Source organism: Streptomyces sp. NPDC056161, assembly GCF_042268025.1.
In the GTDB taxonomy this organism is placed as follows: Bacteria; Actinomycetota; Actinomycetes; order Streptomycetales; family Streptomycetaceae; genus Streptomyces.
This window is the reverse complement of record NZ_JBHJUV010000036.1, coordinates 18164-31927: the sequence shown is the minus strand read 5'-3', so window position 1 is coordinate 31927 and position 13764 is coordinate 18164. Positions and strand designations below refer to the sequence as shown.

The window sequence follows — 13764 nt, the reverse complement described above, 5'->3', positions numbered from 1 at the left end:
AAGGTGTGATGGTAGCTGGCTGCTGCTCGTAGATGATCGGCGCCCGCTGCCCGAGGCCCTGAGTGCCGTCTGCGGGTGTTGCAGCGGCCGGCTCGGCGGAACACGGGCCGGGGCAAAGGCATCGTCGCGACGACGGCGTTCTTGAAGCTGGGCCGGCTGGCCGGTGGGTCTGCGATCGAGCCAGCCGCCGTCACTGGGCCGTACCGGCCAACAGCCATCGACGCACGTGTACTTCCAGCAGCACTCGCCTGCTTCCGGGGCGTGTGGGAGCGGATACATCCCACCCGTATTTCTGCTCGAAAGCGGTCACAACCTCGTGAGGGAACCCCTCATGAATCAGCGCTACGCGTCCTTCGGCGACGACCGGGAACCGGCCATCCTCCAAGGCCAGGGACACGCGGGAATTCTTGCCGATGTTTCTGACCTTGACGGAGTTGTGATCCGAACCGATCCACCACCGGGAGTTCCGGTAGACGAACCAGACGGGAGTGACGTGAGCAGAGCCATCCGGACGCACAGTGCACAGCCAGACGTTCCTTTCCTCGGCCAAGCGTTGACTGACGGCTGGTCCTGGCTCGTTCACGAGATCACTCACTTCACCATCGAACCAGCAGGCGCATTGGATCGCATCGGTCAGCGCGTCGGACCATCGGCCTAGGTCTCGCTTTTCGAAACAAAGGGGGTATGGGCGCCGGCGAATTCAGCTTCTACACCGAGGCCGCACGATGGACGGTGAACGAGGTCGGTACCCAGTCGACCGGCTACTGCCCGGGGTTGTCTCATAGTTGGCTGCCGCCGCGGAAGACCCAGACGGGCCTTGATCTCGTCCACCACAGCCCAGACTGCCACCAGCCCGGCCGACCGGCTTCGGGACTCGGCTGACCGGTCATGTCCAGTAAGTGTTGAGCCTGTCAAGGATCTGATGAGTCAGAATGTCAACTGAGTCCCGAGACCTCACACGCCATGCATGCCTACCTTCGCCGGCGCAACGCCAACGCGCATCACCCACGCCTGTACGCCGCGGGAACGTGAGGAACGCGCGCGCATCCGCAGAGAGAAGGGCATCCACTGGGGCGGACGCCCTGTTGCCGGGGCGGGTTGTAGTCGCTGGTGAGCCGCTGCCCGGCGTGTCAGAAGGGCAGGCCCCGGAGGTCCACGCTGACGGTGGGCTGGGGCAGGTCGGCCAGGTCGTACGTCATGGTGCTCAGCGGGCAGAGTCGGGGGCCGGCGGGCTGTCGGAAGGTGACCGGCACAAGCATGTGGCGCCATCCGAGCTGTGTGTGGAGCGGGACCAGTTCCGGGCGGCAGAGCAAGATCACTGTTTCGGCCCCGGTTTCCCGTGCGTGTTCGATCGCGACGCTGATCATGGTTCTGGCGATGCCCTGGCTCCGATGGGCTGGGTGCACCAGCACGTCGCCCAGCCCGGCGACACGACGCGGTGCCCCGTCGAATGCCATCTCCCGTAGCAGCAACCCCGTGGAAGCCACCAGTCGGCTGCCACGGAAAGCCGTGAGCGTGTGTTCCTTGTCCGACCAGACCAGACCGAGCCCGTTGATCCCGAAGGGGTCGTCGGGTCGGCCATCGCAGAGTGCGGCGGTGTCCTTTCGGTCGCCGGGGCCAGGCGCGTAGTGCAGTCGGAGTTCTGAATCACCACCCTGCATCGCGGGCGCTTCCGCGGTCGTGTACGCAGCGGGGTCGAACCGATACCGCACACAGTGCAGGCCGCTGGACTGCACGGTCCCGGCCTCCTGGGCACCCAGACGGCGCAGCACCGCGATCGAGGCCATGTTGCCAGGCAGAACGAACGCGAAGACGGCCGGGAGCCTGAGCCGGCGAAACGCCAGGTCCAGACAGGCACGGCCTGCCTCTGCCGCGATGCCGCGGCCCTGCGCCCGAGGATGGATGGCGAAGCCGAGGTCGACCCCGTATCTGGCCCGATTGCGCAGTCCCACGCGTCCGAGGAAGGCATGGCTGGTCGCGTCCCTGACCGCGAAGTCGCCGTAGCCGTTCCTGGCCCAATGCGCGACGTGATCGTCACACATGGCCTCGGCCGCGGACCGGCTGTCCGCCCGGCCGGTCGCCAGCCACCGCATCACACTGTCCTGACTGACCACGGCCTTGAACAGATCGTTGCTGTCCTCGCGGCGGATCGGCTCCATCACCAGCCGCTGAGTACGCAAAACAGGTCCATGTAACTGAGCCACTCTGCCACTCCCCTCAACCAACGGGAGGGAAGCATACGTGCAGCTTCTGCAACTCCTTTGGAGCGATCTGGCCCCCGGTGGACCTCCGCAGGCCGTATCGGCCCGGCCGTGAGCAGATTCGCCGCCGAGACAGGCAGCCGCCGGCCGTGCGGGACCGAGCCGAGCGCGGCAACCGCGGACTGCACCAGCACTGGGCACGGCTGGCGGCGCGTGGCAAGCGGCCCATCGTGACTGCGGTGGCCGTGCCTGCGAGCCGGCAGGTTGGTGCTGAAGTCTGGCCATGGTGGACAACGCCCGCTGGCCCTGGTCCGGACTCTACAACGACCCCGATTCAAATACCGGTATAGTATTGCCGGTATAGTTATTGGTTGCGTGAGAAGGGCGCTGCATGATCGAGATCCTGAACCCCACCCGGCTGACCCGAGCAAAAGACACCGGCGCCCTGGTTGCAGACATCCTGCAGACGATGAAGGGCCGTAGCACGGTCGGCACGAACCTCCTGGACATCGACCGGTGGACCAAGACAATGATCGCCGAGGCGGGAGCGTCGTCCTGCTACGTCGACTATGCGCCATCCTTCGGACGCGGCCCGTTCGGCCACTACATCTGCACGGCCGTCAACGACGCCGTGCTCCACGGACGGCCGTACGACTACACGCTCGCCGACGGCGATCTGCTCACACTCGACCTTGCGGTCTCCCGACGCGGTGTCGCTGCAGACGCCGCCATCAGCTTCATCGTGGGCGACGCGCAGCCCCCGGAGAGCGTCGCGATGATCAGTGCGACCGAACGCGCACTGGCCGCAGGGATCGCCGCCGCCGGCCCCGGAGCGCGCATCGGTGACATCTCCCATGCCATCGGTACCGTCCTCAGCCAGGCTGGATACGCGATCAACACCGAATTCGGAGGGCATGGCATCGGATCAACGATGCATCAGGACCCGCACATTGCGAACACCGGACGGCCCGGCCGTGGATACAAACTGCGCCCCGGGCTGCTGCTGGCACTGGAGCCATGGGTCATGGCGGACACTGCCAAATTGGTCACTGACGCCGACGGGTGGACGCTCCGAAGCGCGACAGGCTGCCGGACGGCACACAGTGAACACACGATCGCCATCACCGAAGACGGGGCCGAAATCCTCACGTTGTCGAAGCCATCGCAGCCATAAGATCGAGCCCCCTGGTCCTCATCCAGTTGCGGTGACCATCTACAGCATCGAAGCGGCCTGTATCACTTGCGCTCCGATGTTGTGCAGGGCCTTCCATAAAACTGGCGGAAACCTATGGGGCGTGGGCGAGACCCACGTTTGTGGCACCACTGCTTGCTCCGTCGTCGCCGCTCACCGGCGTTATACCGGCCGGACCGAGGTCGCCGACTACCCCGTCGACCTCTCCGGCGGAACTCTGCAGGGATCTGTCACAGCCGACGGCGCCATGGCACTGACCGGCCACACCGCTATTGCGGCCTTGAACGCTCTCCGTCTCCCTGCACCGTCCGGCGCGCGGCTGTGGCCGCCGGGCCGGCCCTCGCTCCGGGCTCGCCGCGCGCTGTCGGCGTGCGGGGCGATCAGCTCCAGCACCCGCTCGTCACGGTCCTGGCCGTCGGTGATCTCCACCAGCACCGACAGGATCCGCGATCCTCGATGTGCGGGACGAGCAGGTCGACGGCTTCGTCGGCGTACCCTGCCTTGGCGAGCAGCTCGGCGAAGTCGCGGCATTCGGTCTTCGACGAGCGGTCTGCTTCGTTCGGACGGACCAGATCCAGGGCCTTTTCCGTCCGGGCCGTGCCTTGGGGCGGTCAGTTGCACTCGATTGGTCTCACAGCTGCGGTGGGACCGACCGGCCGAGAAGCGCGGCAAGGCGATCAACGGCTGGAGCGGCCTCCTCGACGGGTCGCGGATCGGCGAATCGTCCGGTTCGGGACCGAGTGGAGAGTGGGATCTGAGTGAGCCTCAGGTCCCACTCGGCAAGGTCTGCGAGTAGCAGGGCGGGGATTTGGGTGGCCTGGGCAAGGTCACCTTCGTGAACGAGCAGACCAAAATCAGCGACGACGGACCCACCGCACTTGCGAGCACACCTGCAGAACACGCCGTGGTTTTCCGGTGAAAATCCCTCAGTCACGCTGAACCCACAGCCCACGGTCCGGCAGAGATGCTGTCACCGATCCTGCTGGCTTATTCGGTCTGTGTGAGCAGTTGAGGTGCAGAAAGTGCCGCTGAGATTGATCTTGTCGAAGTTCGGCTGGTCGATCGCGAACTGTCAGATGGGTCAGCGTTTGATGCGTCCGCGGATGGCGAGGGCAGCGAGGGCGAGGAGGGTGGGTTCGAGGAGGCGAGAGGTCATCTCGATGTAGGCGCCGGGGGTGGTGAGGTTTTGGCCGGAAGAACGGAAGACCACCGAGTTCACAGCAACGCGGACCGCGTTCTCTGCGCGGGCCCATGTCATGCGCTTTGACCATCCGCCGTCCAGGGCGGGGTCGGGGGTGCTGGTGTTGAGGCTGATCTTGCTGCCGTTGAGTGTTCCAGTTGTGGCGGGGTCAGGGTCATGGATGGGCAGGCCGAAGCCTATGAGGAGCAGCACGGTCAGCGACATCGTGGCAAGCAGCCAGGTGAAGGCGCGGGAGGCACGCAGTCCGTAGCCGGACAGTAGCCAGTAGGCCCACAGCAGGCGGCCTTCATTCTTCGGGGTGCCGGTGTGATCGTGGCGGCGCATCTCGCATTCTCCGTAGTAGAAGTCGGCGGCGCCGGGTTCGTTCTTGCCGTCCTCGAAGGCTTTGCGGAGCTGCCGATAGAGGACGGCAATGTTCTCGGGGGCTGGGGTGAGGGGGCCGGGGTGGTGGGAGCCGGGACGCCACTGGCGGAGCGAGAGGGGCTGGCCTGAGGGTGGTTCGGGCTGATCGGCCCTCTGTGCGCGCCAGTGGTGTTCCTCGGCCAGGGTGCGTCGGCGGGTCCACCGTGTCAGGCGCATCCCGCGGCGGTGCCAGCCGGTGGGCGTGGACGCGAAGGTGATGCGGCCTTCCAGACGGAGTTGGTCGAGGTGAAAGGCCCCGGAGAAGAGGCAGTCGGTGAGGTCGGTATCGCTTAGGACCAGATGGGCGGCGTCCACGCCCTGCACCGAGGCCACCCGAACTCGGCCGTGCTCGCTCGACAGCAAGGTCTCCTCCAAGGTGCCCTCGTGACTGGTAAAGGGGGCTGGGTGGGCGATGACCGCTACGGGCGCCGACAGCACCGCATGCCCGAGATCTGCCGTCGCGTGGCGCAGCCGCACCGTCGCCGTCGATTCCCACCGAGTCCGCTCGCAGCGCACCCCACGTGCCGCGATCTCCAGCGTCACTGGCGCCTCGAACACAGCACCGGACATATCCACCACTCCAGCGCACACGAGTGGTCCTAATAGGGGAGCAGCCGCGAACCGCGCCCGCCTGAACGTGGCGTCGTCGGCGAACTGTACACCGTCGAACTCAGCATCGCGGGAAAACTGCGCTTGAAGGAATCCGGCGCTGCCGAAGAACCGTGCACAGCCGAAACTGGCGGCGCCGGAGAACTGCGCTCCGGCAAACTCGGCGCGGTCAGAGAACTGGGCTCTCTCGAACTGGGCGGGGCCGGAAAACTGCGCCCCGGGGAACCAGGCGAAGGTGGAGAATTGCGCCCCGTTGAACTCGGCGAAGGTGGAGAATTGCGCCCCGTCGAAGTTGGCTCTGCCGGAGAACTGTGCCCCACCGAACTTGGCAGTACCCAGCCGGGGTTTTCCGGTGGTGGGGTCGTGGCGCGCGGTCAGGAGCCGGGCCAGCAGGTCTTCGTCGAAAGGGGTGCCGCGGTGGTCGATGTCGGCGCCAGGTGCCAGTTCAGCCAAGTAGGCGTCACAGTCTGCGTCGGGCAGATGAGCAAGACACGCGGTATGGCCGGGTAGGCGAATGCCGTAGCAGCCGACGGGATCGGCGGTGGGGTCCGCGCTGAGTGCGCAGTACGACCGTCGGCAGCCGGGTCCTGGTCATCGGCATCGTCGCAGGACTTGCTGATGTGGATCTTGTAGCCGGTCCACCAGGAACCCTGTTTGAGGCCGTAGCGGGCGTCGGTGTCGTACGGAGAGGCCAGCCGCAGTCTGCCGGGCGGGAGGTCTTTACTCTCCCGCCGCTTCACCTCCGCCCCGGCCTCGGACACGGTGCGGTGGTAGTTCTGCACCCACATCGTGCGCAGGACCTGCACCGCTGGGAGTTCGCGCAGCCAGGCCGGAGCATCAGGGGCGTGCACCGCCTCCAGCAGCATGAACCCGTCCCGGCCGTAGACCAGGGCCATCTCCTCGCGCTTGCTCGTGGAAGCCGGCGGATGCCAGGAGTGAGTCCGCGGGCCGTAGCGTTCGGCCCATTCCCGAACGGGCACCGCCTGGGGCAGCCAGTTCGGGGCCGCGCAGGCCAGCGCCTCCAGCGCGGCCCGCAGTGTTTCCCCCGCCGGCTCCAGCCTGTTCAGATCACGTACCGCCGCCAGCACGCGGGTGGAGTCGGTGCGCTGCTTGCCTCCCGCCTTCACCAGACCCCGGTCCTTGAGGGCGGTCAGCAGCAGGTCGAGCACCTTCTCCTCCATCCCGTGCTCGACCAGTCGCGTGCGGAACTCGGACAACACCGAGGCGTCGAACCCGGGATCATCCTGCGCGGTCAGCTCGGGCACCTTCGGCCACGGCCTCGGCCGCATCGACATTCCACACCCCACTCGCGACCGGAACGCCAAGACGGCCGCTGCTGCCCCGACCAACGAGCCACCACACCCGCCGGGCACGGAATAAGCCAGCAGGATCGTCACCAGCCGCAAACGACAGGAGCCATGGGCCGGGCGGGAGCAGGCCAGGAGCATGGGGACGGAGGTGGTGCCCTCGGCGCCGTGTGCGAGTGCGGAGTGCCTCAGCCGGGTGGAAGGTCAAGCAGTTCGGGTCCTTGATGGCCTCGGGAGCAGCGAGCGGGTTGGCCGGCAGCCGGGTGGGCTCCAACAGGGCCGGAAAACAGGGACGCGGCGGGCTGCCCTGCCATGTGATGATCCTGCCGGTGCGCCGGTGCCGCCGGCGCGTCAGTCGCGTTACCACACCCTTGGGGGTAGCAATGAGATTGTTTTCTGCTGGACGTCCCGTACGCCTCAGACCCGTTGCCGCCGTGGCGGCGGTGGCCGGCCTGCTGACTGTCGGCCTCGCTGCGCCTGCGTTCGCTGACGAAGACCCGCCGCAGACCGACCAGTTGTGGATCAACGAGCCGTACGAGCAGACGCTTCCGCTCGGCACCGACGGCGGTGCGCCACAGTCCCGCACACTCGGCGTCGGCATCTACCACGACAACGAGAACTTCACGGTGACCGACGGCAGGCTCACCATTAACGTCTCGGACCTCACCGGGGTCGCCGAGGTGACCTGGCCCGACAACTGCACGCCGAGCGGCACGAGTGCCGTGTGCGACGTTCCCGTGGTGCCCGCGATCGGGGGCGACTACGAGGACCAGGTGTTCCTGACGGTACGCGCGGCCGACGGCGCCGAAGTCGGCGCACAGGGCAGGATCACCTACGAGGCGACGGCCACCGGCGGTCCCGACGGCACGCTCACCGCGCCGCACGAGAGCTCCGACACCACGCTCACCATCGGCGTCGGGCCCGACCTCGCCATCGACCCCATCGCCGACATCGAGGACGGTCAGCCCGGCGACGAGCGGACGATCCCGCTCAAGATCACCAACAATGGCAATGAGAGCGCGAACGGGATCGCCGTCAAGCTGTACGCCTCGTACGGCCTGACGGATCTGACCCGGTACGACGCCTGCACCTACACCACGACGGACGGCAACGACTACGCACCGTCGAACACGGCAATCTGCACGTTCGACCAAGTGCTGGCGCCGGGCGACTCCTTCGTGCTGCCCGAGCCGCTGACGGTGCGACTCGCCCCGCACGCGCTGAACGAGCGGCTCGACATCGACGTCGAGCCGGGCGACGGTGCCCAGGACATCGACTCCCAGAACGACTACGCGGTCCTCCAGATCGGCGCGGAAAACACCGCTGACTTCTCCGTGACCGGTGACACCATCTCCGGCGCGGCGGGCGAGACGGCCACGGCCGAGCTCACGTTCAAGAACAACGGCCCGGCCTGGTTCGGCAATCTCGGCTCCGGTGACCCGGTCGCCGAGGTCCGGCTGGTCGTGCCCGAGGGCACCAAGGTCACCGGCGTGCCGTCCGGCTGTTACCCGCGCACCCTCGACGGCGGCTACTACCCGAAGCAGACGGGCGCCCCGCGCTACGACTGCGACCTGCGGTACTGGGTGTTGGAGGACACCCAGCGCACGTTCGCGTTCTCCGTTCGCATAGACACCGTGGTGCCCGGCGCGACCGGTGCCGTGAGCATCCACCCCTCGTTCGGCGAGTTCGGCCAGTATCCTTTCGACTTCGACCCGGACCTCACGAACAACACGGCGGTCCTGGCCGTCAACTGACCAGCCCGGGAAAGGGCACGATGAAGTGTGGGCAACGGGGCTCCTCGCCAGCCGGAAGTCCTGGCGGGCTACCTGACCAACGCGGCCCCGTTGCCCGTGTTCTTGCCCGATACTGGGGGAACGTCGGTGTGTGCCGGGGAGATTGAGCATTCTTGCGATCAAGTAGAACGCGTCGAGCGGCCGTGGCCGCCGTGGTCTGCGCAGTTGCTGTGCTGTTCCTCGGCGCGTGCGGGACACAGGTGGCCGGTCAGGGGGAGGGCAGGTCACCCTCGCCAGCCGCCACCGAGCCGATCCCGTGGACGACGGCGCAGCCCTCCGCGGTCACCGGAGTCCGCCTCAGCGGCGACCGCCGTACGCTGCTCCTCGACACGCAGGTGCCCAGTGGCGCACACGCGTGTGTGCGCGAGCTCAAGGCGGTGCTCACCGACCCGATGACGGACCTCGTGCGAGTGCAGGTCACCTTCACCTCGCCGTCCGGGGACAGGGCTTCCGGGTGCACCAAGGAAAGCACGGCCACGGTACGGGTCAGGCTGCCCGAACCGCTGGGCGACCGGGATGTGATCGTCGACAACTACACGCGCTTCACCGCCGAGGGTGCCAAACCACCTGCGCTGCGGTTGTGCGGGGAACTGGGCTGTACACCTCCGACCACCGGCTGCACCGCCGCTTCCTATGAACAGGCGTTGAAGGCGGTCGACGCGCCCGCGCACACCTACCGGGACTCGGAGCGGTGCGACGGGAAGTGGCTGGTGCTGGACTTCTCCTGGCGCACGGGCCCGGCCTGCGGCGGCTCGACGGACCCTGCCTGCTCGTCCCGGTTGGGCGACCGCTGGTTCTTCCGGGCGAAGAAATCGGGCTGGGAACCGATCGCCCGGACCTCGGCCGGAGGCTGCCGGGACGTGCAGCGCAAGGAACCCGCCTTCCCGACCTCGCTGTGCGTGTCGCTGGCTCCGCTGTCATCCTCACTTGCCCCGAGTTATCCTCCACCGTCCGCCTCCTGATGCCCGGCGCGCATTCCACTGCGACGCCCATCTCTTGACCACAGGCTGCCGCGGGCCTCTTCTGGCCGTCTCATGAGGTGTCACCGCCCCGCTGCCTGTCAGACGACGCAGCGGCGGCGGTCCGGGCGCTGAGCACGGCCCGCCCACGGTCCGATTCCGGGAAGCGGTCGAGCATCGCGCGCAGTTCCCCGGCGCCGACATCGGCGCCGAACGGTTCGGCGCCCGGTTCCAGCCGTATCCCTTCGGCGAGGGGGCCAGCCGTGACGGAGTCAAAACCGAGAGCGTCGATGAAGTAGGCGACGGCGGCGAGGCCGCCCGGATCGTCACCAGCGATCGCGATCGCCTTGCGTCCCGGCGTCCCCGCAGGCCGGGCCCCGTCCTCAAGATCGTGGTATCCCATGTGGTTGAACGCCTTGACCACGCGCGCACCCGGCAGGTGCGCCTGCACGATCTCGCTGGAGGAGGCGAGCGGGTCGGTGAGGTCCTCGCGGATGCCGTCGACCTCCCACCAGTAGTTCATCGCGTCGATGACGAGCTTGCCCCGCAGCGCTTCGGCGGGAATGCTGCGGTACTTGCCGAGCGGGAGCGCCAGGACGACGACGTCCGCCGCGGCGGCAGCCTCGGCAGCGGCGGCCGGGACGGCACCCGGGGTGAGGATTTCGACGGTGAGTGTGATCTTCGCGGGATCGCCGGAACCGGCGATGAGCACGCGATAGCCGGCTGCCAGGGACAATCGTGCCAATACGGTACCGACCTTCCCAGCACCCAGGATGCCGACGGTGCGTACGGCGGTGGTGTCCATGTCTGCTCCGTTCACGGCGTCAGCCTGCGAGGATGTCGCGCACCATCGGGATCACCTTGGTGCCGTACAACTCGACGGCACGCAGGCGGGCGCTGAGGGGCTGTGCCCCCGAGGTGTAGATGAGGTCGAACCGGCCGACGCCGAGTGCCTTGATGGCGCGGGCCATCTTGCGGGCGACCGTCTCGGGCGAGCCGATGTAGCTGGAGCCGTGCTCGATCTCCGCCTCGTACTCCTCCTTGCGGATCGGCGGCCAGCCCCGCAGCGCGCCGATGCGGTCACGGATGACCTTGTAGTGCGGCCAGTGCAGTTCCCGGGCCTCCTCGTCCGTGTCGGCGATGAAGCCCGGCGAGTGCATCCCGACCGGATGAGCGACCGCGCCGAACTGCTCGGCGGCGCGCTGGTAGAGGTCGATGTACGGCGCGAAGCGTTCCGGGGAGCCGCCGATGATGGCGAGCATGAGTGGGAACCCGTAGCGCGCGGTGCGGATGACGGACTGGGGCGAACCGCCGACTCCAACCCAGGTGGTCAGGTGCCCGGACTCGGTCTTGGGGAAGATGTCGGCGTTCTTGAGCGGCGCCCGCTTGGTGCCGGTCCAGGTGACGGGCCTCTCCTCCAGCAGCTTGGCGAACAACTCGATCTTCTCTTCGAACAGCACGTCGTAATCGCTGAGGTCGTACCCGAAGAGAGGGAACGACTCAGTGAAGGAACCGCGCCCGAGGATGACCTCGGCCCGGCCGTTCGAGAGTGCGTCCAGGGTGGAGAAGCGCTGGAAGACGCGGACCGGGTCGTCGGAGCTCAGCACGGTCACGCCGGAGCCCAGACGGATGCGGCTGGTCCGTGTGGCGATGCCGGCGAGGACGGTCTCCGGAGTCGAGATCGCGTACTCCGGGCGATGATGTTCACCGAGGGCGAGGGCGTCGACGCCGGTCTCCTCGGCGAGAACGGCCTCGTCGACGACCTGTCGGATCGCTCGCGCATAGGACACGGGGTTGCCGAGGTCGTCCACCGGCACATCGCCGAACGTGTCCAGACCGAAGACGAGGTCAGACATGGCTGGGCTCCTTCGTTAGCAGGTGTTTCACCGGCGGGGCGACTCCGCCGCCCAGCAACTGGAGGGTGCGGGCTCGGGCGCAGCGGGGCAGATTCATGACGTCGTACGTGAGGTCGAAACGGCTCAGGTGCAGGTCGCGGGCCGCGTGTGGCACGACCGCGTTGATTGACGCGTCAATGATTATCTCGATATGATTGACGTGTCAATCAGAGGGGTGACGGCACCATGGCAGAGCGGCGCAAGACACTTCCCACCAGTGAGGAGCTGCGCATCTGGCGGGACTTCATCGAGACAACGGAAGCGCTCCGCTCGGAGCTCTCGTCACGCTTGCAGAGGGACTCCTCCCTGTCGCCCGGCGACTATGCCGTGCTGCTCGCACTGCGCGAGGCGGAAGGCCGGCAACTGCGCTCCTCCGAACTGGCGGCCCGCATCGGCTGGCAGCGCAGTCGTCTCTCGCATCAGATCGGACGCATGGAGCGGCGAGGGCTCATCCGGCGCGAGGAGTGCGTCGTCGACAACCGTGGTGCCCAGGTGGTGCTCACCGCCGAGGGCGCGGAAGCGTTCCGGAACGCGTCCCTGCCGCATCTGCGTGCCGTATGGGAACTGTTCGTGGATGTCCTCACGCCGGACCAGGTTGCAGCGGTCGGGGAGATCACGGCAGCGCTTCGCACCCGCGTGAAGGTGCCACGCGACACTTGAGGCACACACCACCGCGGGTGGACCGCGTTGCCGACGGAGCCTGCCCGCGACTGGGTGAGGGGGCCCAGAGTCCCACCTGGCCGAGCCGGCCTACGAAGAAGGCTCGGGGCTGTCGTCGTCGAACTGCCGGCGTCGGGTCATCGAGCGGTGAGGACGTGCGCCCACGGCTCGTCGATGTCGGCCAGACCGAGCACGGCGACCACGTTGTCGAGCATGCCGGCGCCGAACCAGCGCCGCACGGCGGCGTCGTCGCCCAGCAGCTGCCGGACGGTGTCAACCTGTTTGGCGTAGCACCGGCGCACGGCCTCCGCCACCAGCGGCTCGCCGACGGCACAGTTCGCGTGCATGAGGAAACGCAGGATGTTCCGGTCCGCGACGAGTGCGGCGTAGGCGCCGCGTGCCGCATCCAGCGCCGCCTCAGGCGCCGACCCGGCCCCACCCGGGGCCGGTGAGTGCGCGACCAGCGTTTCGGTCATTACGACGGACACGTGGTCGACCGCCGCCGCGAACAGCGCTTCCTTGTTCGGGTACAGGCGGTAGAGATACGGCTGAGAGATGCCGACCCACTCTGCGATCTCGTGTGTCGTCGTACCGTAGAAACCTTTTTGCGCAAAGCAACCTACCGCGGCGGCCATGATGGCCCGACGGCGTTCGTCGCTCTTCGTGCTGGTACCGGCGGCGGGCATGGGCGTCAGTTAAACACGGCTCCGCTCAGCCTCCAAAAGTCACGCTGAGGCCAGGGTCGGACGGCACATCGTTGGGCGTGAGCGCCTCGATCGCCACCAGCGGGTTCCAGTAGTCCAGGTAGTGGGTGATGAGCGCGTCGTCATCGGTCCGGACGACGGAGATGCACGTCTGCTCGTACGGTTTGCCGGTCGGCAGCGCCGTGCCCGTCGAGCGGAATTCGGCGATCACCAGACTCGGATCGACCGTCTCGTGGAACACCAGGTCGACGAACTCCACGTCAAAGGTCTCGGGAAAGTTGCTCATGTGCGCGACCAGTGCGTCTCGCCCCGTTACCCGCTGGGGCACGCCCGCCGGCGCGTACGGGAACTCAAGCACCGCGTCCGGGGCGAACAGCTTCACCCATTCGTCGACGTGTCCCGCGGCGGTGAGGCGCAGGTGCTCGGTCAGGGTGTGCTGGGCAGCGGCGCGGCGGGCGGCGTCGTCTTCGGCTGTCATATTCACTCCTACGTTAGTGATCGACCAATAACCTACCACGTCGGCAGTCGTTGCGGGCAGCCGAGCAGGAGGTGGCGCCAGGGGATCCCGGTCCGGTTCACGTGGAGGACGGCGCCCGGGAAGGGGCTCTTCGGCGGCGGGCGGTGCCCCAGTGCTATTGGTGTCCGTGGGCGTGGTGGTCCGCGCGGAAGGCTTGCTCGAACTCGATCTGAGCCCGCGCCCCTCCTAGCGGACCCGGTCACCCAGCGACAGAAGCCGCGGACGCGCCGGCACCACTTTCCACCTCTCTCCCGCGACGAGTGCCGGATGCACTACCGTCGCCGCCGACAACCGCTCGCCCGCCAGAACCACGGCCAACTCCCG

13 protein-coding genes are annotated in these 13764 nt (G+C 67.5%); 4 read left to right on the top strand and 9 right to left on the bottom strand.

Annotated features, from left to right (window positions below):
• Nucleotides 1–190: 190 nt before the first annotated feature.
• Together ACFC09_RS29240 and ACFC09_RS29235 are read right to left on the bottom strand one after the other, a co-directional pair.
• On the bottom strand, nucleotides 191–517 hold the full coding sequence (locus ACFC09_RS29240) for a pyridoxamine 5'-phosphate oxidase family protein (protein WP_376533389.1): 327 nt from the start codon (nucleotides 515–517) through the stop codon (nucleotides 191–193).
• A 613-nt stretch (nucleotides 518–1130) separates the two neighbouring features.
• On the bottom strand, nucleotides 1131–2180 hold the full coding sequence (locus ACFC09_RS29235) for a GNAT family N-acetyltransferase (RefSeq protein ID WP_376533323.1): 1050 nt from the start codon (nucleotides 2178–2180) through the stop codon (nucleotides 1131–1133).
• 412 nt (nucleotides 2181–2592) lie between these two features.
• Between ACFC09_RS29235 and map the strand changes: the two genes are divergently transcribed.
• On the top strand, nucleotides 2593–3375 hold the full coding sequence (gene map / locus ACFC09_RS29230) for a type I methionyl aminopeptidase (protein ID WP_376533322.1): 783 nt from the start codon (nucleotides 2593–2595) through the stop codon (nucleotides 3373–3375).
• A gap of 1099 nt (nucleotides 3376–4474) precedes the next feature.
• Here the strand turns inward: map and ACFC09_RS29225 are convergent.
• On the bottom strand, nucleotides 4475–6058 hold the full coding sequence (locus tag ACFC09_RS29225) for a pentapeptide repeat-containing protein (protein ID WP_376533321.1): 1584 nt from the start codon (nucleotides 6056–6058) through the stop codon (nucleotides 4475–4477).
• Nucleotides 5980–6894: a hypothetical protein gene (locus ACFC09_RS29220; protein ID WP_376533320.1), complete on the bottom strand. Its 915-nt coding sequence runs from the start codon at nucleotides 6892–6894 to the stop codon at nucleotides 5980–5982. Before ACFC09_RS29220 ends, ACFC09_RS29225 begins: the two co-directional genes overlap by 79 nt.
• 452 nt (nucleotides 6895–7346) lie before the next feature.
• Here ACFC09_RS29220 and ACFC09_RS29215 point away from each other — a divergent pair, with 452 nt between their 5' ends.
• Entirely contained in the window at nucleotides 7347–8666 is a 1320-nt protein-coding gene (locus ACFC09_RS29215) for a hypothetical protein (RefSeq protein ID WP_376533319.1), read from the top strand.
• 182 nt (nucleotides 8667–8848) lie between these two features.
• Complete coding sequence (locus ACFC09_RS29210) at nucleotides 8849–9667, top strand: hypothetical protein (RefSeq protein WP_376533318.1); 819 nt, start codon at nucleotides 8849–8851, stop codon at nucleotides 9665–9667.
• A 70-nt stretch (nucleotides 9668–9737) separates the two neighbouring features.
• Here the strand turns inward: ACFC09_RS29210 and ACFC09_RS29205 are convergent, their stop codons facing one another.
• Genes ACFC09_RS29205 through ACFC09_RS29195 form a run of 3 tightly spaced genes read right to left on the bottom strand, consistent with a single transcriptional unit; the run spans nucleotide 9738 to nucleotide 11674 of the window.
• The gene (locus ACFC09_RS29205; protein ID WP_376533317.1) at nucleotides 9738–10484 is read right to left on the bottom strand and encodes an NADPH-dependent F420 reductase; all 747 of its coding nucleotides are present in this window, start codon (nucleotides 10482–10484) and stop codon (nucleotides 9738–9740) included.
• 4 nt (nucleotides 10485–10488) lie between these two features.
• Nucleotides 10489–11520, bottom strand: a complete 1032-nt coding sequence (locus ACFC09_RS29200) for an LLM class flavin-dependent oxidoreductase (RefSeq protein ID WP_376533316.1) — start codon at nucleotides 11518–11520, stop codon at nucleotides 10489–10491.
• Nucleotides 11513–11674, bottom strand: a complete 162-nt coding sequence (locus ACFC09_RS29195) for a hypothetical protein (protein WP_376533315.1) — start codon at nucleotides 11672–11674, stop codon at nucleotides 11513–11515. Before ACFC09_RS29195 ends, ACFC09_RS29200 begins: the two co-directional genes overlap by 8 nt.
• Before the next feature lie 71 nt (nucleotides 11675–11745).
• On the opposite strand from ACFC09_RS29195, the gene ACFC09_RS29190 reads away from it, so the two are divergent.
• A complete protein-coding gene (locus tag ACFC09_RS29190; RefSeq protein WP_376533314.1) occupies nucleotides 11746–12219 on the top strand; it encodes a MarR family winged helix-turn-helix transcriptional regulator in 474 nt (157 codons plus the stop codon).
• A gap of 137 nt (nucleotides 12220–12356) precedes the next feature.
• Here ACFC09_RS29190 and ACFC09_RS29185 read toward each other — a convergent pair whose 3' ends face one another.
• Nucleotides 12357–12905, bottom strand: coding sequence for a TetR/AcrR family transcriptional regulator (locus ACFC09_RS29185; protein WP_376533313.1), 549 nt, complete (start codon nucleotides 12903–12905; stop codon nucleotides 12357–12359).
• 25 nt (nucleotides 12906–12930) lie between these two features.
• Entirely contained in the window at nucleotides 12931–13401 is a 471-nt protein-coding gene (locus ACFC09_RS29180) for a nuclear transport factor 2 family protein (protein WP_376533312.1), read from the bottom strand.
• Between the last annotated feature and the right edge of the window lie 363 nt (nucleotides 13402–13764).

What these genes read in the sequence shown, in the direction of transcription:
- map (WP_376533322.1), top strand. Translation starts at nt 2,593, where the DNA reads ATGATCGAGATCCTGAACCCCACCCGGCTGACCCGAGCAAAAGACACC.
- ACFC09_RS29220 (WP_376533320.1), bottom strand. Translation starts at nt 6,894, where the DNA reads ATGCGGCCGAGGCCGTGGCCGAAGGTGCCCGAGCTGACCGCGCAGGAT.
- ACFC09_RS29200 (WP_376533316.1), bottom strand. Translation starts at nt 11,520, where the DNA reads ATGTCTGACCTCGTCTTCGGTCTGGACACGTTCGGCGATGTGCCGGTG.
- ACFC09_RS29190 (WP_376533314.1), top strand. Translation starts at nt 11,746, where the DNA reads ATGGCAGAGCGGCGCAAGACACTTCCCACCAGTGAGGAGCTGCGCATC.
- ACFC09_RS29185 (WP_376533313.1), bottom strand. Translation starts at nt 12,905, where the DNA reads ATGCCCGCCGCCGGTACCAGCACGAAGAGCGACGAACGCCGTCGGGCC.
- ACFC09_RS29180 (WP_376533312.1), bottom strand. Translation starts at nt 13,401, where the DNA reads ATGACAGCCGAAGACGACGCCGCCCGCCGCGCCGCTGCCCAGCACACC.